We start from the raw sequence: 16,279 nt of genomic DNA, 5'->3' as shown, positions 1-16,279 counted from the left end.
GGCGTCCCACGGCAGGCCCCGCGCGGAACGCCCCACCCCCCGGAACGCCCCCGTACGCACGACCCCGGCCCGCCCGCGCACCGGCGCGGCACCGGGCGCGCACGGCCGGCGCGGGTCCGGTCGGGGGCCCCTCCGGCATGGCGAAGGCCCCGGAACCAGCGGGTTCCGGGGCCTTCGGCAGCGGCTTACTTCTCCGTGGCGGGCTTGCGCACCGAGATGTGCAGCTCGCGCAGGCGGGCCTCGTCCAGCTCCGTCGGGGCGCCCATCATCAGGTCCTGGGCGTTGCCGTTGAGCGGGAAGGCGATCGTCTCGCGGATGTTCGGCTCGTCGGCCAGCAGCATGACGATGCGGTCGACGCCCGGCGCGATGCCGCCGTGCGGCGGGGCACCGAAGCGGAACGCGCGGAGCATGCCCGCGAACTCCTGCTCGACGGTGTCCCGGTCGTAGCCGGCGATCTCGAACGCCTTGATCATGATCTCGGGCTCGTGGTTCCGGATCGCGCCGGAGGACAGCTCGACGCCGTTGCAGACGATGTCGTACTGCCAGGCCAGGATGTCGAGCGGGTCCTTCTCCTCCAGGTCCTTCATGCCGCCCTGGGGCATCGAGAAGGGGTTGTGGGAGAAGTCGATCTTGCCGGTCTCCTCGTCCTTCTCGTACATCGGGAAGTCGACGATCCAGCAGAAGCGGAAGACGTTCTCCTCGAAGTGGCCGGCGCGCTTGGCGGCCTCGACGCGGACGGCGCCCATGATCTTGGAGACCTCGTCGAAGTCGCCCGCGCCGAAGAAGACGGCGTGGCCGGGCTTCAGGCCGAGGCGGTCGACCAGGGTCTTCACGTTGTCCTCGGTGAGGAACTTCGCGATGGGGCCGCTGAACGCCATGTCCTCGCCGACGCGGATCCAGGCCAGGCCCTTCGCGCCGTGCTCGACGGCGAACTCGCCCATCGAGTCGAAGAACTTGCGCGGCTGGTCCTGCACGGCCGGGACCGGCAGGGCGCGGACGTGCTTGCCGGCGAACGCCTTGAACTCGGAGTCGGCGAAGACGTCCGTGATGTCGACGAGCTCCAGCTGCGCGCGCAGGTCGGGCTTGTCGGAGCCGTACTTCAGCATCGCCTCGCGGAACGGGATGCGCGGGAACGGCGAGGTGACGTGGCGGCCGCCGCCGAACTCCTCGAACAGCTCGGTCATGAGCTTCTCGATCGGCTGGAAGACGTCCTCCTGCTCGACGAAGGACATCTCGACGTCGAGCTGGTAGAACTCGCCCGGCGAGCGGTCGGCGCGGGCGTCCTCGTCGCGGAAGCAGGGCGCGATCTGGAAGTAGCGGTCGAAGCCGGAGACCATCAGCAGCTGCTTGAACTGCTGCGGCGCCTGCGGCAGCGCGTAGAACTTGCCCGGGTTGAGGCGGGACGGCACGACGAAGTCGCGGGCGCCCTCGGGGGAGGTCGCGGTGAGGATCGGCGTGGCCATCTCGTTGAAGCCGAGGGCGACCATCTTCTGCCGGATCGCGGAGATCACGGCCGTGCGCAGCATGATGTTGCGGTGCATGCGCTCGCGGCGCAGGTCGAGGAAGCGGTACTCCAGGCGGCGCTCCTCGTTGACCCCGTCGTCCGTGTTGATGGTGAACGGCAGCGGTCCGGCGGCGCCGAGCACCTCGACCTCGGCGACCTCGACCTCGATCTCGCCGGTCGGCAGGTCGGCGTTGACGTTCTCGGCGCCACGCGAGACGACCTTGCCGTCGACGCGGACGACGGACTCCTTCGTCTGCTTGTCGAGGGCCTCGTACGCGGGGGTGCCGGGCCGGGCGACGAGCTGCGTGATGCCGTAGTGGTCGCGCAGATCGATGAAGAGGATGCCGCCCAGGTCGCGCCGATTGTGCAGCCAGCCGCTCAGCCGGACGTCGGTGCCGACGTCAGAGGCGCGGAGCTCGCCGCAGGTGTGGGACCTGTACCGATGCATCGTGGTTCATCCAGTCTTCGCGGATCGGGGCCTGTGTGTCACGTCGAACCGTGTTTCACGTGAAACACCGACCAGGGTACCGGGCGGAGGCCGCGCGCCACCGCGCACTGCGCGCGACCGCGCGCGCAGGGCGCACACAGGACCGGGCGATGCCACCGCTCCCGCGCGAAGGAGTTACTCCGGCACGGTGGCGCCTCTTCCGTCCATCTTCTTAAAGTGGGGCAATGCGCACCGAGGAGGTCCTGGCCGCGATCCTGACCGGTCTGTGGCGGTGGGACAGCGGGACCGGGACCGTGGAGCTCGACGCCGAGGCGGCCCGGCTTCTCGGGCTGCCGGCCGAGCCCGTCGAGCTGACGGAGGGCGCCGTGCGCTCCCGTTTCCATCCCGTGGACTGGAACGAGATCGACGGGATCGTCAGTCTGGCGCTCGCCGAGGGCACCCTCGCCGAGTCGCGCCTGCGGGTGATGGACGACAGCGGCCGGGTGATCCGCGCGGTGCGGTCGCGGGCCAAGCCGATGGCGTACGACTCCGGGGCCGGCCTGCGGCTGGTGGGCACCCTCCAGGAGGTCGCCGAGCCCGAGCCCGGTCCGGGGCGGGCCGCGCGGCAGCCGGTGACGGGCGACTGGCGGCGGTCGCGGGAGGCGTTCCTGCTGGACGCGGGGCGGGCGCTGGCGGAGGCGCGGTCCACGGCGGAGGTGCTGCGGGTCGCGGCGTCGCTGTCGATGCCGGGCTTCTCACCGGACGGGCTCGCGGTGTTCGGGGTGGCGGGCGACCGCCTGACGATCATCGGACAGCACGGGCACAGCCCGGGTGACGAGGGGCCGTTCGCGGACATGCCGCTGGACACCGACTATCCGGCGGCCGAGGTGGTCCGCACGGGCCGGGCGATCTACCTCTCCACGCCGGAGGAGTACCGGAAGCGGTTCCCGGCGACCTGGCCGCTGGCGCAGCGGTTCGGGCGCGAGTCGTGGGCGTTCCTGCCGCTGATCGTGGCGGGCCGCACGATGGGCGCGTGGCTGGCGGCGTTCACGTACCGGGTGGGGTTCACACCGGACGAGCGGTCGGTGCTGACGACGGTGGCGCGGATGCTGGCGCAGGCGCTGGCCAGGGCGGGGGTCGCGGAGTCGGAGCGGGAGCTGTCGCTGGGCCTCCAGCGGACGATGCTGCCCGTGCTGGGCCCGGCGATCCCCGGCATGGAGGTGGCCGCGCGGTACGTCCCGACGGGCGGCGGGCTCCAGGTGGGCGGCGACTGGTACGACATGATCCAGCTGCCGGGCGGGCGGGTCGCGTTCGTGATCGGCGACGTGCAGGGGCACGACGTGCGGGCGGCGGGGCTGATGGGCCAGCTGCGGATCGCGCTGCGGGCGTACGCGTCGGAGGGGCACCGCCCGGACGCGGTGCTGTCGCGGGCGTCGCGGTTCCTGTACGGGATCACGGAGGGCGCGCACGGGGTGGACGGCCACGGGGCGGGGCCGGCCGCCTCGGACACGGACGGGGCCCGGTTCGCGACGTGCCTGTACCTGGAGGTGGACCCGGCGTCGGGCACCCTCGACATCGCGCGGGCCGGGCATCCGGACCCGGCCGTGCTGATGGCGGACGGCACGGTGATGATGCGGCCGACGGACGGCGGCCTGCCGCTGGGCATCGTCCCGGACACGGACTATCCGACGACGCGGATGGTCCTGGAGCCGGGCGAGACGCTGATGCTGTGCACGGACGGGCTGCTGGAGACCGGCGGGCACGACATGGAGACCGGCTGGCTGCGGGTGCGCAAGCTGCTGGAGGAGTACGACCCGCGCCGGGAGTCGCTGGAGGTGCTGGCGGACGCGCTGGTGCAGGCGGTGCACGGACCGGAGTCGCACCACACGGTGGGTCCGCTCGCGGACCGGCGGGAGGACGACATCGCGGTCCTGCTGCTGTCCCGCACGGGTGATCCCACCGTGCGCCTGGCTCCGCGCCGTACGGTGCTGACCGTCGCGCAGGCGGAGCCCGAGCGGATCGCGGGCGCCCGGCGGCAGCTGCGGGAGCTGCTGCACGACTGGGCGGACGAGGATCAGGTCGACTCGGCGGTGCTGATGGTGTCGGAGATGGTCACCAATGTGCTGGTCCACACCGACGGGGACGCCCTGCTGGTGGCGGAGGCGCGCGGCGAGCGGGGCGCGCGGCGGCTGCGGGTGGAGGTCGCGGACGCGAGCGACGAGCTGCCGCACCGCAGGAGGCCCGGCGAGATGGCGTCGTCGGGGCGCGGCCTGGTGCTGATGGAGATGCTGGCGCACGCGTGGGGCGTGGACCCGCGCGGCGAGGGCAAGTCGATCTGGTTCGAGCTCTACGAGGGCGGGACGCCGGACGCCGGCCGGGCGTAGTGCCGCCGCAGCTCCTCGAAGACGCCGAACGCGGCGGCGGCGAGGGGCACGGCGAGCAGCATGCCGAGGATCCCGGCGACGGACGCCCCGGCGGTGAGGGCGAGCAGCACGGCCGCCGGGTGCATCTGGACGGTGCGGCTCTGGATGATCGGCTGGAGGACGTTGCCCTCCAGCACCTGCACGGCCAGGACCACGCCGAGCGCCCACAGGGCGATGGCGAGCCCCCGGTCGGCGAAGGCGACGAGCACGGCGACGGCCCCGGAGAGGAACGCGCCCAGGTACGGGATGTAGGCCCCGACGAAGACGAGCGCGCCGAGCCCGACGGCGCCCGGCACGCGCAGCACGAGCAGCCCCGCCGTGATGAGGACGGCGTCGATCAGGGCGATCAGGGTGGTGCCCCGCATGAACCCCTCGACCGCCTCGTACGCCCGCCGCGCCATGGCCTCCACCATGTCGCCGGTGGAGGCGGGGGTGAGCGACCGCAGCGCGCCGACGGCCCGCCCGGAGTCGCGCAGGAAGAAGAAGACGAGGAACAGGGCGAGCAGGGCCATGGCGGCCACCTCGGCGGCCGCGCTGAGCCCGGTGATCACCCCGGAGGCGGCGGTGGAGCCGAACCGGCCGAGGAGGCCCCGCGCGTTGGCGGCGAGGTCGTCGAGGGTCGTCCCGGCGGCGCCGAACCGCTCGGCGAGGTCCTCGGCGGCACGGCGCAGGGAGCCGACGATCTGGTCGCCCGTGTCGATGAGCGCGGTGACGACGATGTACGCGGCGCCGCCGAAGACGGCGACGATCGCGGCGCAGGTGAGCCCGGCGGCCAGCGACCGGTGCACGCGCATCGCGACGAGGCGCCGGTGGAGGGGGCCCAGGAGCGCCGTGCCGAGCAGGGCGAGGAGCGCCGGGGTGACGGCGGTCCGGAAGGTGACGCACAGCCAGACCGCGACCGCCGCCACACCTGTGACCAGCAGCAGTACGGCGCACCAGGCGGCGAGGCGGCGTACGGGTTCGGGCAGCGGGGGCGGCGGCACGCCACCAGCCGACCATGCCCGTGCGGACCCCGCAGCTTCGCGGGGCCCGCGCGGGTGAGGGGGCGTCAGGCGGCGAGACGGGCGAGGGTGGCGTCCAGGTCCGCGGGCCGGGGCTGGTTGTGGGGGAGCCTGGCGAGGAGTTTGGCCATGGCGCAGGTGTCGGTGAGGGCGGAGAAGACCAGGCCTCCGGCGACGCCCGCGGAGAGCAGGCGGGCCGCGCTCCAGCGCTGTCCGGCGATCAGCCCGGTCAGGACGAGGGAGCCGGCGGCGAGGCGGACCTGCCGGTCCATCGCCCAGGGGGTGCGTGCCCCGGCGGGACGGTGGGTCTCGTGGCCGAGGCGCGTCCAGGCGGCGGTGCCGCCGCTGAGGGTGGCGGTCGCGATGCCGCGGTCGGCCAGGCGCCGGGAGGCTTCGGCGGAGCGGGCACCGGAGGCGCACACGACGAGGAGGTCACCGCGGTCCGCGGCGGACCTCAGGGCCGGCAGGGCGGTGTCGAGGTGGTCGAGGGGGATGTTGTGGGCGCCGGGCAGGTGGCCGGAGGCGAATTCGCCGGGGGTGCGCACGTCGATGACGGTCAGCTCGTGCAGACGGGCGTGGGCCTGCTCGGGGGTGAGGGCGGAGGGTGCCACGGGGACTTTCCTTTGCTCGGGTGTGGTTACCCCTTCGGTAGGATACCCGCGGGGGTATCCGGAAGGGGTGTTGGTCGTGGAACTGGCCATGGCGGCTGAGGAACTGAAGACGGTGGTCAACCGGCTGCGCCGGGCGCAGGGCCAGATCGCCGGAGTGATCAAGATGATCGAGGAGGGACGGGACTGCGAGGATGTGGTCACCCAGCTCGCGGCGGCGTCCCGCGCGCTGGACAAGGCCGGTTTCGCGATCATCGCGACCGGTCTCCAGCACTGCCTGACGGATGCCGACATGGCCGCGTCCGGCGACCGGGAGCAGATGCGCGCCCGTCTGGAGAAGCTGTTCCTGTCCCTGGCCTGAGCGGCCGCGCGCATCGGTCCGTCCCGCACGTCAGGTGAGGGCGTCGGCGAGCATGAACGCCGCCACCGCCAGCAGCGCGACGGCGAACGCCCGCCGCAGCAGGGTGCCGTCGGCCTTCGCGGCCAGGCGTCGGCCGTCCCAGGCGCCGAGGATCGCGGCGGCGGTGAACGGTCCGACGACCGCCCAGTCGATGCCGGCGGTGGTCGCGCCCCGGGTGGCCAGGGAGGCCACCGCGTTCGCCGAGATGACCAGCAGGCTGGTCCCGACGGCGGCCCGCATCCCGAGGCCCACGACGGTGACCAGGGCCGGGACGGCGAGGAAGCCGCCGCCGACGCCGAGCAGCCCGGTCAGCGCGCCCAGCCCCGCGCCCGCGCCGACGGCCCTGGCGGGCCCCGCCCCGCCGGCCGCCGCCGCCCCGCCGGCCGCCGCCGCCCCGCCGGCCGCCGCCGCCCCGCCGGCCGCCGCCGCGTCGGCGGCCGCGCGGCCGGGGCGCAGCATGGTGACGGCGGCGGACGCGGCGACGACGGCGAACGCCGCGGTCAGCAGGGGCTGCGGCAGTCGGCTCGCGGCGGCTCCGGCCGCGGCGGCGGGCAGGAGCCCGGCCGCCGCGACGAGGGCGCCCGCCTTCCAGCGGACGTCCCCCGCACGGGCGTGCGCGTACAGGGCGGTGGACGAGGTGAGGGCGACGATGATCAGCGCGGCGGTGGTCGCGGCGGCCGGGGTGAAATCGAGCAGGTAGACCAGCGCGGGCACGGCCAGGACGCTGCCGCCCCCGCCGAGCGCGCCGAGCGCGAGGCCGACCGCGGCTCCCGCGAGCAGGGCCAGGACCAGCGGGCTCACGCCGTGGCTCCGCCGCTGCCGCCCGGCCCGGTGACCGGCAGCCCGTCGCGCGCCCAGGCGGTCATGCCGCCGGCGACGTCGGTGGCCCGGACCCCGCGCCGCGCCAGCAGCCTCACGGCCCGCAGGGAGCGGTGACCGGAGCGGCATATCGCGATCACGGGCGTGTCGCGCACGGCTGCCGGGAGTGGCGCCCCCGCCTCCAGGCGGGACAGCGGGAGGTGCAGCGCGCCGACGGCGTGCCCGGCGTCCCACTCGGGTGTCTCGCGGACGTCCACCAGGACGGCGGCCTGGGCGCCGGTCTGCTGGTGGGCCTGCCGGGGAGTGAGGCGACCGGGGCCGCTGCGGAAGAGCGGGAACATCGTGGAATCGCTTTCGTGCGGGGTTGCGTAGGGCTCTCGTACGGGAGGGGGCGGTGCGCGACAGGCGCCTGTACGCGACGGGGCGCGGGGCGTCGTCCGGGCGCGACGGGGGGCGTGGGGCGTCGTCCGGGCGCGGGGCGCGGGCGGGCGCGGGGCGTGGAGGCGGGTGCCGCGCCGCGCGGGCGTGGCGGCCTCTGGGGCTGGGCCGCGCCCCGGGCGGGCCGTCGGTGCGCGGGGTCCGTCAGTCGGTGTCGCCGTGGTGGCGGACGACGGTCAGTCCGGCCTCGGCCGCCGCGTCGAAGCCGTCGTCGACGGCGACCACGGCACGCCCGGCGGCGTCCAGCAGGGAGGCGGCGATCGCCGCCCGCATCCCGCCGGCGCAGTGCACCCAGACCGTCCCGGGCGGCACCTCCCCGAGGCGTCCGTGCAGTTGGTGGAGCGGGATGGGCACGGAGCCGTCGATGAACCCGCCCGCGCGCTCGGAGTCCCGGCGCACGTCCAGGACGACGAGGTCCTCGCCGCGCCGGCGGGCGTCGGCCAGGTCGGCGAAGCGGGCGCGGGGGAAGGAGGCGAGCCGTTCGCCCTCGCGTACCCAGCCGGCCGGGTCGCCGGTGGCGGCCGCGGCCGGGCGGTCGATGCCCACCCGCGCCAGCTCGCGCTGCGCGTCGGCGACCCGCTCCGGGGTGTCGGCGAGCAGCGTGACGGGCCTGCCCCAGGGGATCAGCCACGCCAGGTAGGTGGCGAGCTTGCCCTCGCCCTCGAAGTTGAACGACCCGGCGACGTGTCCCTCGGCGAAGGCGACGCGGTTGCGCAGGTCCACCACCCACTCGCCCGCGGCGAGCCGGGCGGCGATCTCCCCGGCGTCGGCGCGGCGGGGCGGGGTGAGGTCGACGGGCGCGGGTCCCGCGGCGTTGGCCGGGCCCATGTGCGTGTAGTACGCGGGTACGTCGTCCAGTCCGGCGAGCGTCCGGGCGACGAAGGCCTCCACGTCGAGGGTGAGCGCGTCGTTGGTCGCGCGCTCCTTCCCGATCGTGGTGGCGTCGCCCTCGGCCTGGGAGGAGGAGCAGAAGCTGCCGAACCCGTGGGTGGGCAGCACCGGCACCTCGTCGTCCAGCTCGTCGGCCAGCCGGTGGGCGGAGGCGTGCTGGGCACGCGCCAGCCGCTCGGTCAGCCTCGGCTCGACCAGGTCGGGGCGGCCGACGGTGCCGATCAGCAGCGACCCGCCGGTGAACACGGCCACACCGCGCCCGTCCTCGGCCAGGGCGTAGGAGGTGTGGTGCGGGGTGTGTCCGGGGGTGGCGATGGCGCGCAGCACCAGCCCCTTGTCGATCGTCACGGTGTCCCCGTCCGCCACCGGGGTCCGGGGGAAGGACACGTGCGCGTCGGCCGGAACCAGGTAGCGGGCACCGGTGAGGCGGGCCAGCTCCAGACCGCCGGTGACGTAGTCGTTGTGGACATGGGTCTCGGCCACGAAGGCGATGCGGACCTTGCGGGCGGCGGCCGCGGCGATGACCCGGTCGATGTCCCGCGGCGGGTCCACGACCAGTGCGGTGGTGGGGCCGCCGGCCAGGTAGCTGCGGTTGCCCAGGCCCTCCGACTCCAGCGTGTCGACGAAGAACACGGCTCACGACTCCTCTCGGAAGTTGTACCCCGGGGGGTATCCCGGTCACCCACCCTAACAGGGGATACCCAGGGGGGTATTCCGGAGCCGTACGGGTGCCGTGAGCCGCGCGGTCGGGGCCGCCGCACGTGAAAGGGGCCGGGCCGGTGACCGGCGGGGAAGATCCCCGGAGAGTCACCGGCCCGGCCCCTCGGCCGTCAGGCCGTGTGGACCGCGCGCAGCGCGAGAGAAGCCCGGCCCGCCCGCGGGGGCGGGCCGGGCTGTCGAGGCCGTCGAGGCCGTTACACCAGCCCCTCGCCCATGCCGTGGACGGCGGGGACGCGGCCGAGCCGGCCGGCCTGGAAGTCCTCGAACGCCTGGAGCAGTTCGTCGCGGGTGTTCATGACGAACGGCCCGTAGTGCGCCATGGGCTCGCGGATGGGCTGCCCGCCGAGGAGGACGACCTCCAGGTCGGGCGTGTTGCCGTCCTGCTTCTCGTCGGCCCGTACGGTGACCGAGCCTCCGTCGCCGAAGACGGCGGTCTGCCCGGTCTGTACGGGCCGCCGCTCGGCGCCGACCGTGCCGCGCCCGGCCAGCACGTAGGCGAGGCTGTTGAAGTCGGAGCGCCAGGGCAGGGTGATCTCGGAGCCGGGGCGCAGGGTGGCGTGGACCATGGTGATGGGCGTGTGGGTGATGCCCGGACCCTCGTGGCCGTCCAGCTCGCCGGCGATGACGCGGAGCAGCGCGCCGCCGTCGGGCGAGGTGAGGAGCTTGACCGAGCCGCCGCGGATGTCCTGGTAGCGCGGGTCCTTCATCTTGTCCTTGGCGGGGAGGTTCACCCACAGCTGGAGGCCGTGGAAGAGGCCGCCCGACATGACGAGGGACTCCGGCGGGGCCTCGATGTGGAGGAGGCCGCTGCCGGCGGTCATCCACTGGGTGTCGCCGTTGGTGATCGTGCCGCCGCCGCCGTTGGAGTCCTGGTGGACGAACGTTCCGTCGATCAGGTAGGTGACGGTCTCGAAGCCGCGGTGCGGGTGCCACGGCGTGCCCTTGGGCTCGCCCGGCGCGTACTCCACCTCGCCCATCTGGTCCATCATGATGAACGGGTCGAGGTAGCGGTAGTTGATCCCGGCGAACGCGCGGCGGACCGGGAAGCCCTCCCCTTCGAAGCCGCTGGGCGCGGTGACCACCGTGAGGACCTTGCGGGCCTGGGTGTCGACCGGGGCGGCGACGCGGGGCAGGGTGAGCGGGTTCTCGACGGTGACGGCAGGCATGGTGACCTCCATGAGGCGGGTCGGCGTGCACCCAGATTAGTTGAATGCTGAACTTCTTGCCAGTGGAACCACGGGGCGGCCGGTCCATTCCCCGGGCGTACGGCCTGAACCGGACGCCCGGTGGCCTGATCCGCTCGGCGATACTGCGGGGTAACCGCAGCGCCATGCCCGCCTGCGAGATCGGGGGAACCACCGCATGCGCACACCCATGCCCGCGTCCACACCACCCGCACCGCCCACGGCGACCGCGTCCGAATCCGGATCCGCGTCCGGGTCCGGATCCAGATCGGCGTCCGGGTCCGGATCCAAATCGGCGTCCGGGTCCGGATCCGCGTCCGGGTCCGGGTCCACGTCGCGGTCCCGGTCCGGGCACCGCCCGTGGCCCGCGTCGTGGGCCCGGCCCCGGTCCCGCCGCGGGTCCCTGGTCTTCGACGTGCTGGTGGCGGCCGCGGCGTCCCTGGAGGTGCTCACCTGGTACGGGGCGCTGGACCGGACCTCCGCGCTCGTCTGCCCGCCCGCGCTGCTGGCCCTGGTGGTGCGCCGCCGCTTCCCCGTGCCCGTCCTCCTGGCCACGCTGCCGTCCATGGCGACCGGCCACCTGTGGATCGCGCCGATGATCGCGCTGTTCACGGTGGCGTCCCGCACCACGCGCGTCCCGCTCGTCCTGGGCGCGACGGCCTCGCTGTTCGCCGCGACCCTGTGGTCCGGGTACACCGAAGGCACCTCCGGCATGGAGTGGGGCGACCACCTGTTCGCGGTGGAGGTCGCCCTCATGTTCAGCGTCGGCCCGGCCGGCCTGGGACTGCTCGCCCGTACGCGCTTCGAGCTGCGCACCCGGCTGCGGGAGCTGACCGCGTCGCAGGAGCACGGGCGCCGGCTGGAGGCCGAGCGGGCGGTGGCGCGGGAACGGGCCCGCATGGCCCGCGAGATGCACGACACCGTCTCGTACCACCTGGGGATCATCGCCACCCAGTCCGGCGCGCTGTGGGCGACGGCGCCCGACGCGACGGTCCGGCAGGACGCCGAGACGATACGCCGCCACAGCGCCGCCGCGCTGGGCGAGCTGCGCGAGGTCGTGGGCGTCCTGCGCCGGGCGGCGGGCCGGGCCGACGACGGCGACACCGCGCGCCTGCACCACCTCCCGGCCCTGGTGCGCGACGCCCGCCTGGACGCCGTGCTCGACCTGGACGCGACCCTCCCGGACGGCCGCACCTGCGCGCCCGCCGTGGAGCGGGCCGCGTACCGGACCGTGCAGGAGGCGCTGACGAACGCCCGCAAGTACGCGCCGGGCGCCCCCGTGGCGGTGACCGTGCGGCCGTCGCTGCGGGGGGACACCCTCCTCGTGGAGGTGCGCAACGAGGCCCCGCCGGACAACCCGGCCGCGCCCGCGCACCCCGAGGGCGGCGGGTACGGGCTGACGGGCCTCAAGGAGCGGACGGCCCTGGTGGACGGGACGCTCCGCGCGGGTCCGACGCCCGACGGCGGCTTCGCGGTACGCGCGGAACTCCCCCTCGCGCCCGCGCCGACCGCCCCGGCGACGGCGCCCGCACCGCGGCCGCGCCTCGCCCGGGACGGCACGCCCCCGCGCCCCTGACCCGGGCCCGCGCCTCAGCGCCGCCCCGAGACGCCGCCCGCGACCAGCCGCACCAGCTCCACGTCCCAGGTGGCCAGCAGCAGTTCGGCGGGCGCCCCACTTCCGCCCGCCGGGACGGCCGTGCAGGACAGCGAGGTCCCGCCCCGCCCGCCGCCGGACACCGCCGACACGGGCCCGGCCAGCCGCACCGGCCCCCCGGGAACCCCGCCGAGCACGATCCCGCTCCGGCTCATCACGAGGGTGCCGCGCCGCAGCTCCGGGGCCTGCGCGCCCATCCGGTAGCGGCAGCGCAGCCGCACGGTCTCACCCCGCCGGTACGCGGCGACACGGCGGGCGGAGCGGGCCCGGTCGAGCGCCCTCCCGCCGAGCCGCACCCCCAGGTCCATCAGGGTGTGCAGGGCGAATTCCAGCAACAGCAGCATGCGAGCGCTCGGCTCCTCGGTAGGGCGGTCCAGGACGGGGCGGGGGTCCGCGACCCGAACGCCGCCGCCGCGGCACATCGCCACCACGGCACCGAACCGCGCCCCGACCGACAGTAGGCAGCCCGTCGGGCCCCTCCCGTCCGCCTCAAGGGGGATTGGCCCCCCGCCGACCGGAGGGGAACCGATCCTTTGACGAGAACTTTGCTACTTCGTTTACTACCATGCAGGTATGGACCCGGAAGAACTGAACGACGACACCGCGAGCACGGCGTCCGCCCAGAAGGTCAGCGTCTCCATGCCGGCGGACCGGATCGCAGCGGTACGCGCCCGCGTCGGCAAGCGCGGCTTCTCGGCTTACGTGAGCGCCGCGGTGGAGCGGCAGCTGCAGCGAGACCTCCTGGAAGAACTGCTGCAGGAGAAGGAGGCCGCGATCGGTCCTCCCTCACCCGAGATCGAGGCGTGGGCCGAGGACGTCTTCCGCAACGCGGAAGCCAAGGCCGTACAGGAGCGTGGCACCACGGCGGACGGGGGCGGGGAATGCCACGGTCGCGAGGCGGCCTGAACCACGGAGTCCTTCTCCTGGGCAGTGAAGGACTCAGTCGGTTGATCAAGAACGACCCGCACGTCGTGCATCTGGTCCGCAAGGCTCAGGAGCGGGACACGCTGGTGGCGATCAGCAACCTGACGCTCATCGAGGCCTGGCACGAGAAGGTACGCATGGACCAGTTCCGCTGGCACGTGTCCCGCCTGCGCGTTCTGCCTGTGACGGACGCGGTCACATGGCGCGCCATCGACCTGCTGCGAAAGGCCGGACTCCACGGCCACAAATACGCCGTTGACGCCGTCGTCGCCGCGACCGCCCTGCAGTACGCCGCACCGCGGATCGTCGTCACATCGGACGTGGACGACATGGACAAGCTGTGCGGAAACCGGGTCCAGGCCGTCGGCGTGTGAAGCGCCCCGTCAGCCGTACATGCGGCGCATCGCGAAGTCGACCATCTCCTCGACGGCCTTCGCGTCGAACACGATCCGGTGGTCGCCCTCCATGTCGAGGACGAAGCCGTACCCGGTCGGCAGGAGGTCCAGGACCTCCGCACCGGTGATCACGAAGTACTTGGACTCCTTGCCCGCGTACCGGCGCAGCTGCTTCAGCGACGTGAACATCGGGATGACCGGCTGCTGCGTGTTGTGCAGCGCGAGGAAGCCGGGATTGTCGCCGCGCGGGCAGTACACCTTGGACGTGGCGAAGATCTGCTGGAAGTCCTCGGCGGACATCGAGCCCGTGGTGAACGCGCGCACCGCGTCGGCGAGGGACGGCGGAGACGGCTCCGGGTACAGCGGCGGCTGCTGCCCGTACCCCTGCTGGGGCGGGGCGTACTGCTGCTGGGCGCCCGGGTTCTGCTCGTAGCCGTACATGTACGCAAGGGTACTGAGTGCGCGGCCCGCCCGTGCGCCCGCCCGGCAAGTGAGCGGAGGCCCTACGGGCCCTGCAGGGCGCTCGCCACGATCAGCGCCGCCGACGGCGCGAGGGCCGCCGCCGCGCCTACCGACCAGTACAGGGCGCCGCTGCCTTCGGCCCGCCGGCGGACCGGCCGGTTCGCCAGCCACCAGACCAGCGCGAACAGCAGCACGACGGGCCCGAACACCACGAACCACGGCCACACGCCGTCGTTCTCGGTCGGCTCCCGCTGCGTCCAACCCAGCGCCGCCAGCGGCCAGTTCGACAGCAGGTACCAGACCATCCACACCGGTACGACTCCGGGAACGCCGAGCCCCAGGTTCAACCCCGCACCCACCACCAGCCACTTCCGCATCGGCCCAGTCTGTCAGTGGCGCGCCCTACGCTCACCCGTATGAGCGCAGAGATCTGGACAGGGGTACGCGAGCGCGTCCTCGCACTGGCCGAGTCGCCGGGCGTGGAGAAGGTGTTCGGCTTCCCCTACGGCGGCACGCCGCTAGAAGACCCGCTGACCGAGGAGGAGTTGGCGGACCTGGAGCGGTACTGCGGGGTGCGGCTGCCCGACGAGTACCGGGACTTCCTGCTGCACGTCGGCGCGGGCGGCGCGGGCCCGACATACGGCGTGTTCCCGGTCCGCCGCGACGCCGACGGGGCGTGGCAGTGGCACGGCGACGGCGGCGACATGACACTGCCGAAGCGCCTCGCGGAGCCGTTCCGGCAGCACGTGAACCCGGAGGAGCTGGACGCCCTGCTGGCGGACCAGCCCGACGAGGAGGCGTACGAGGACATCGACGACTACGACACGGCGAACGACGCGTGGGAGGAGCGGCTCTTCGCGACCCTGTGGTCCGACGACCACACGGTCGGCGCGATATGCCTGTGCCACCTGGGCTGCGCCCAGCGGCAGTGGCTGGTCGTGTCCGGCCCGGAGCGCGGCCGCATGTGGGACGACGCCCGCTGCGACTACGTGGACCTGGAGCCGCTGGGCGTGACGTTCTCGCAGTGGTACCTGAACTGGCTGGCGGAGGCGGAGAAGACCGCCGGCGCGGTCAGCCCTTGAGCGAGGCGATGAACGGGCCCCACGCCTGGGCGGACACCACCAGCACGTCCCCATCCGGCACCTTGGAGTCCCGGACGGGGACGATGCCGGGGAAGTCGGCGGCGACTTCCACACAGTCGCCGCCGGAAGTGTTGCTGTAGGAACTCTTACGCCAGTGGGCGCCGGTGAACCCAAGCTGTCTGCTTGTCATTGCGGTAGTCCTCTGTCGCTTCCTCGATCAGGGCGAGGGACGCCTCGGGCGACAACGCGACGGCCCTCAGCACATCGTAGGACTTCCGGTACTGCTTCACGAGGGCCGGATCGTCAACAGTGAGCCCGTGATGCTGCGATTCCGTGTAGACCAGCGGTGGCGCGTCCGCGAAGGTCAACACCATGGCGTTGCTGAGCATCAGAGGATGAGCGCCAGCGTTCCACGGCACGACTTGTGTAGTCACACGGCGATCCGCAGACATCGCCAGGATGTGCGCCAGCTGCTCCGCCATCGATTGAGGCGGCAGCACCGGCAGCCTCAGCACCGACTCGTGAACGATCACCCAGTATTCGGGCCGCCCGCCGTCGCCCTGAAGGAGTTCGGCCCGCGCCAGCCTCCCCTGCACCCTGCTTTCGACCTCCTCCACTGAGCGCACGTGCTCAGCGCGGAAGAGTGCCCGCATGTACGACTCGGTCTGGAGCAACCCCGGAATGACGGCGGGCGCCCACTGCTCGATCGCCTCCGCACGCTTCTCTTCCTCCAGGATGCGTTCGAAGTACTGGGCGTGGCCGTTCCGCCGGGCCCGCCGCACATCCTCACAACACCGCTCGAAGTACCCGTCCGTCTTCAGAACGCGGTCCACGTGGCGGGCCAGGTCCACCGGGATGCTCCGCTGGCCCCGTTCGATCTCGCTCAGGTACGTCGCCCCGTAGAAGCTGCCCTCCACCAGCTGCTCCAGGGTGAGGCCCGCCCGCTCGCGCTGGAAGCGCAGCTCCTTGCCGTAGAAGCTCGGCACGCTCTCCGAGCCGTCGATCTCCACCCGCTGCCCTCGCGCCACCGAAGATCCCCTTTCACACCTGGCCCCGTGGGGCGGAAACGGCTTCCACGGTAGGCAGCACCGCGCCAGGCTGTGACTGGTTCGTCACAGCACGCACGGAAAGGGTGAAGACGATGAACATCGACTACGACCAGGACGCCGACCGGCAGGCCCGCCTCACGGTGGACGAGCTGCGGATCATCCTCGGGTCGCACGGGATCAAGCTGCCGTCGCTCGGGCGGGACTTCGGGGACCCGCCGCTGATCACGCTCGGGAACTGCAACCTCGCCACCGCCAGGGCGCTGGTGGACGTACTGCGCAGGGCGTGAAAGGGCGTAAC

The 16,279-nt window shown here is 73.5% G+C and carries 19 protein-coding genes; 7 read left to right on the top strand and 12 right to left on the bottom strand.

What is annotated here, in order from left to right:
• Positions 1-185: 185 nt before the first annotated feature.
• Complete coding sequence (gene aspS, locus ACSUPT_RS15095; RefSeq protein ID WP_436944623.1) at positions 186-1,952, bottom strand: aspartate--tRNA ligase; 1,767 nt, start codon at positions 1,950-1,952, stop codon at positions 186-188.
• 224 nt (positions 1,953-2,176) lie between these two features.
• Here aspS and ACSUPT_RS15090 point away from each other — a divergent pair, with 224 nt between their 5' ends.
• A complete protein-coding gene (locus ACSUPT_RS15090; protein ID WP_351966547.1) occupies positions 2,177-4,315 on the top strand; it encodes a SpoIIE family protein phosphatase in 2,139 nt (712 codons plus the stop codon).
• On the opposite strand, the gene ACSUPT_RS15085 is transcribed toward ACSUPT_RS15090, so the two are convergent.
• Positions 4,279-5,337 (bottom strand): AI-2E family transporter, encoded by a 1,059-nt coding sequence (locus tag ACSUPT_RS15085; RefSeq protein WP_351966546.1) that lies wholly within the window; start codon positions 5,335-5,337, stop codon positions 4,279-4,281. The genes ACSUPT_RS15090 and ACSUPT_RS15085 overlap by 37 nt on opposite strands.
• 65 nt (positions 5,338-5,402) lie before the next feature.
• Positions 5,403-5,966, bottom strand: a complete 564-nt coding sequence (locus ACSUPT_RS15080) for a rhodanese-like domain-containing protein (protein WP_399218601.1) — start codon at positions 5,964-5,966, stop codon at positions 5,403-5,405.
• Positions 5,967-6,042: 76 nt separating this feature from the next.
• Here ACSUPT_RS15080 and ACSUPT_RS15075 point away from each other — a divergent pair, with 76 nt between their 5' ends.
• Positions 6,043-6,324, top strand: a complete 282-nt coding sequence (locus ACSUPT_RS15075) for a metal-sensitive transcriptional regulator (protein ID WP_018845516.1) — start codon at positions 6,043-6,045, stop codon at positions 6,322-6,324.
• Positions 6,325-6,354: 30 nt separating this feature from the next.
• On the opposite strand, the gene ACSUPT_RS15070 is transcribed toward ACSUPT_RS15075, so the two are convergent.
• The 4 genes from ACSUPT_RS15070 to ACSUPT_RS15055 form a co-directional block, all read right to left on the bottom strand.
• Positions 6,355-7,164, bottom strand: coding sequence for a TSUP family transporter (locus tag ACSUPT_RS15070; protein WP_436944622.1), 810 nt, complete (start codon positions 7,162-7,164; stop codon positions 6,355-6,357).
• A complete protein-coding gene (locus tag ACSUPT_RS15065) occupies positions 7,161-7,523 on the bottom strand; it encodes a rhodanese-like domain-containing protein (RefSeq protein ID WP_436944621.1) in 363 nt (120 codons plus the stop codon). The genes ACSUPT_RS15070 and ACSUPT_RS15065 overlap by 4 nt, the downstream gene beginning before the upstream one ends.
• 241 nt (positions 7,524-7,764) lie before the next feature.
• Positions 7,765-9,144 carry an MBL fold metallo-hydrolase gene (locus ACSUPT_RS15060; protein WP_436944619.1) on the bottom strand — a complete coding sequence of 460 codons (1,380 nt, stop codon included), beginning with the start codon at positions 9,142-9,144 and terminating at the stop codon, positions 7,765-7,767.
• A gap of 281 nt (positions 9,145-9,425) precedes the next feature.
• On the bottom strand, positions 9,426-10,397 hold the full coding sequence (locus ACSUPT_RS15055; protein WP_351966541.1) for a pirin family protein: 972 nt from the start codon (positions 10,395-10,397) through the stop codon (positions 9,426-9,428).
• Positions 10,398-10,830: 433 nt separating this feature from the next.
• Between ACSUPT_RS15055 and ACSUPT_RS15050 the strand changes: the two genes are divergently transcribed.
• Complete coding sequence (locus tag ACSUPT_RS15050; protein ID WP_436944617.1) at positions 10,831-11,991, top strand: sensor histidine kinase; 1,161 nt, start codon at positions 10,831-10,833, stop codon at positions 11,989-11,991.
• A 14-nt stretch (positions 11,992-12,005) separates the two neighbouring features.
• On the opposite strand, the gene ACSUPT_RS15045 is transcribed toward ACSUPT_RS15050, so the two are convergent.
• On the bottom strand, positions 12,006-12,413 hold the full coding sequence (locus ACSUPT_RS15045; RefSeq protein WP_399218608.1) for a hypothetical protein: 408 nt from the start codon (positions 12,411-12,413) through the stop codon (positions 12,006-12,008).
• A gap of 229 nt (positions 12,414-12,642) precedes the next feature.
• Between ACSUPT_RS15045 and ACSUPT_RS15040 the strand changes: the two genes are divergently transcribed.
• Both ACSUPT_RS15040 and ACSUPT_RS15035 read left to right on the top strand, forming a co-directional pair.
• Positions 12,643-12,975 (top strand): CopG family transcriptional regulator, encoded by a 333-nt coding sequence (locus ACSUPT_RS15040; protein ID WP_361654392.1) that lies wholly within the window; start codon positions 12,643-12,645, stop codon positions 12,973-12,975.
• Positions 12,976-13,016: 41 nt separating this feature from the next.
• Positions 13,017-13,367 (top strand): PIN domain-containing protein, encoded by a 351-nt coding sequence (locus ACSUPT_RS15035; RefSeq protein ID WP_436944616.1) that lies wholly within the window; start codon positions 13,017-13,019, stop codon positions 13,365-13,367.
• A gap of 9 nt (positions 13,368-13,376) precedes the next feature.
• Here the strand turns inward: ACSUPT_RS15035 and ACSUPT_RS15030 are convergent, their stop codons facing one another.
• Both ACSUPT_RS15030 and ACSUPT_RS15025 read right to left on the bottom strand, forming a co-directional pair.
• Complete coding sequence (locus ACSUPT_RS15030) at positions 13,377-13,829, bottom strand: SseB family protein (protein WP_023587607.1); 453 nt, start codon at positions 13,827-13,829, stop codon at positions 13,377-13,379.
• A 62-nt stretch (positions 13,830-13,891) separates the two neighbouring features.
• The gene (locus ACSUPT_RS15025) at positions 13,892-14,227 is read right to left on the bottom strand and encodes a hypothetical protein (protein WP_365727539.1); all 336 of its coding nucleotides are present in this window, start codon (positions 14,225-14,227) and stop codon (positions 13,892-13,894) included.
• Between the two features lie 39 nt (positions 14,228-14,266).
• Between ACSUPT_RS15025 and ACSUPT_RS15020 the strand changes: the two genes are divergently transcribed.
• A complete protein-coding gene (locus tag ACSUPT_RS15020) occupies positions 14,267-14,932 on the top strand; it encodes an SMI1/KNR4 family protein (RefSeq protein ID WP_436944615.1) in 666 nt (221 codons plus the stop codon).
• On the opposite strand, the gene ACSUPT_RS15015 is transcribed toward ACSUPT_RS15020, so the two are convergent.
• Together ACSUPT_RS15015 and ACSUPT_RS15010 are read right to left on the bottom strand one after the other, a co-directional pair.
• The gene (locus ACSUPT_RS15015; RefSeq protein ID WP_399218613.1) at positions 14,922-15,044 is read right to left on the bottom strand and encodes a DUF397 domain-containing protein; all 123 of its coding nucleotides are present in this window, start codon (positions 15,042-15,044) and stop codon (positions 14,922-14,924) included. The two genes, ACSUPT_RS15020 and ACSUPT_RS15015, sit on opposite strands and share 11 nt — an antisense overlap.
• A gap of 34 nt (positions 15,045-15,078) precedes the next feature.
• Positions 15,079-15,942, bottom strand: a complete 864-nt coding sequence (locus ACSUPT_RS15010) for a helix-turn-helix domain-containing protein (protein ID WP_436944613.1) — start codon at positions 15,940-15,942, stop codon at positions 15,079-15,081.
• A 131-nt stretch (positions 15,943-16,073) separates the two neighbouring features.
• Here ACSUPT_RS15010 and ACSUPT_RS15005 point away from each other — a divergent pair, with 131 nt between their 5' ends.
• Entirely contained in the window at positions 16,074-16,268 is a 195-nt protein-coding gene (locus ACSUPT_RS15005) for a hypothetical protein (RefSeq protein WP_399218615.1), read from the top strand.
• The last annotated feature ends 11 nt before the right edge of the window (positions 16,269-16,279 follow it).

The sequence above is a fragment of the Streptomyces sp. SudanB25_2051 genome, from assembly GCF_964272635.1.
Classification (GTDB): Bacteria; Actinomycetota; Actinomycetes; order Streptomycetales; family Streptomycetaceae; genus Streptomyces.
The sequence above is the reverse complement of the archived record's forward strand: the minus strand, read 5'-3'. Positions and strand labels throughout refer to the sequence as shown.

What these genes read in the sequence shown, in the direction of transcription:
- ACSUPT_RS15025 (WP_365727539.1), bottom strand. Translation starts at nt 14,227, where the DNA reads ATGCGGAAGTGGCTGGTGGTGGGTGCGGGGTTGAACCTGGGGCTCGGC.
- ACSUPT_RS15090 (WP_351966547.1), top strand. Translation starts at nt 2,177, where the DNA reads ATGCGCACCGAGGAGGTCCTGGCCGCGATCCTGACCGGTCTGTGGCGG.
- ACSUPT_RS15005 (WP_399218615.1), top strand. Translation starts at nt 16,074, where the DNA reads ATGAACATCGACTACGACCAGGACGCCGACCGGCAGGCCCGCCTCACG.
- ACSUPT_RS15045 (WP_399218608.1), bottom strand. Translation starts at nt 12,413, where the DNA reads ATGCTGCTGTTGCTGGAATTCGCCCTGCACACCCTGATGGACCTGGGG.
- ACSUPT_RS15055 (WP_351966541.1), bottom strand. Translation starts at nt 10,397, where the DNA reads ATGCCTGCCGTCACCGTCGAGAACCCGCTCACCCTGCCCCGCGTCGCC.
- ACSUPT_RS15065 (WP_436944621.1), bottom strand. Translation starts at nt 7,523, where the DNA reads ATGTTCCCGCTCTTCCGCAGCGGCCCCGGTCGCCTCACTCCCCGGCAG.
- ACSUPT_RS15030 (WP_023587607.1), bottom strand. Translation starts at nt 13,829, where the DNA reads ATGTACGGCTACGAGCAGAACCCGGGCGCCCAGCAGCAGTACGCCCCG.
- ACSUPT_RS15020 (WP_436944615.1), top strand. Translation starts at nt 14,267, where the DNA reads ATGAGCGCAGAGATCTGGACAGGGGTACGCGAGCGCGTCCTCGCACTG.
- aspS (WP_436944623.1), bottom strand. Translation starts at nt 1,952, where the DNA reads ATGCATCGGTACAGGTCCCACACCTGCGGCGAGCTCCGCGCCTCTGAC.
- ACSUPT_RS15040 (WP_361654392.1), top strand. Translation starts at nt 12,643, where the DNA reads ATGGACCCGGAAGAACTGAACGACGACACCGCGAGCACGGCGTCCGCC.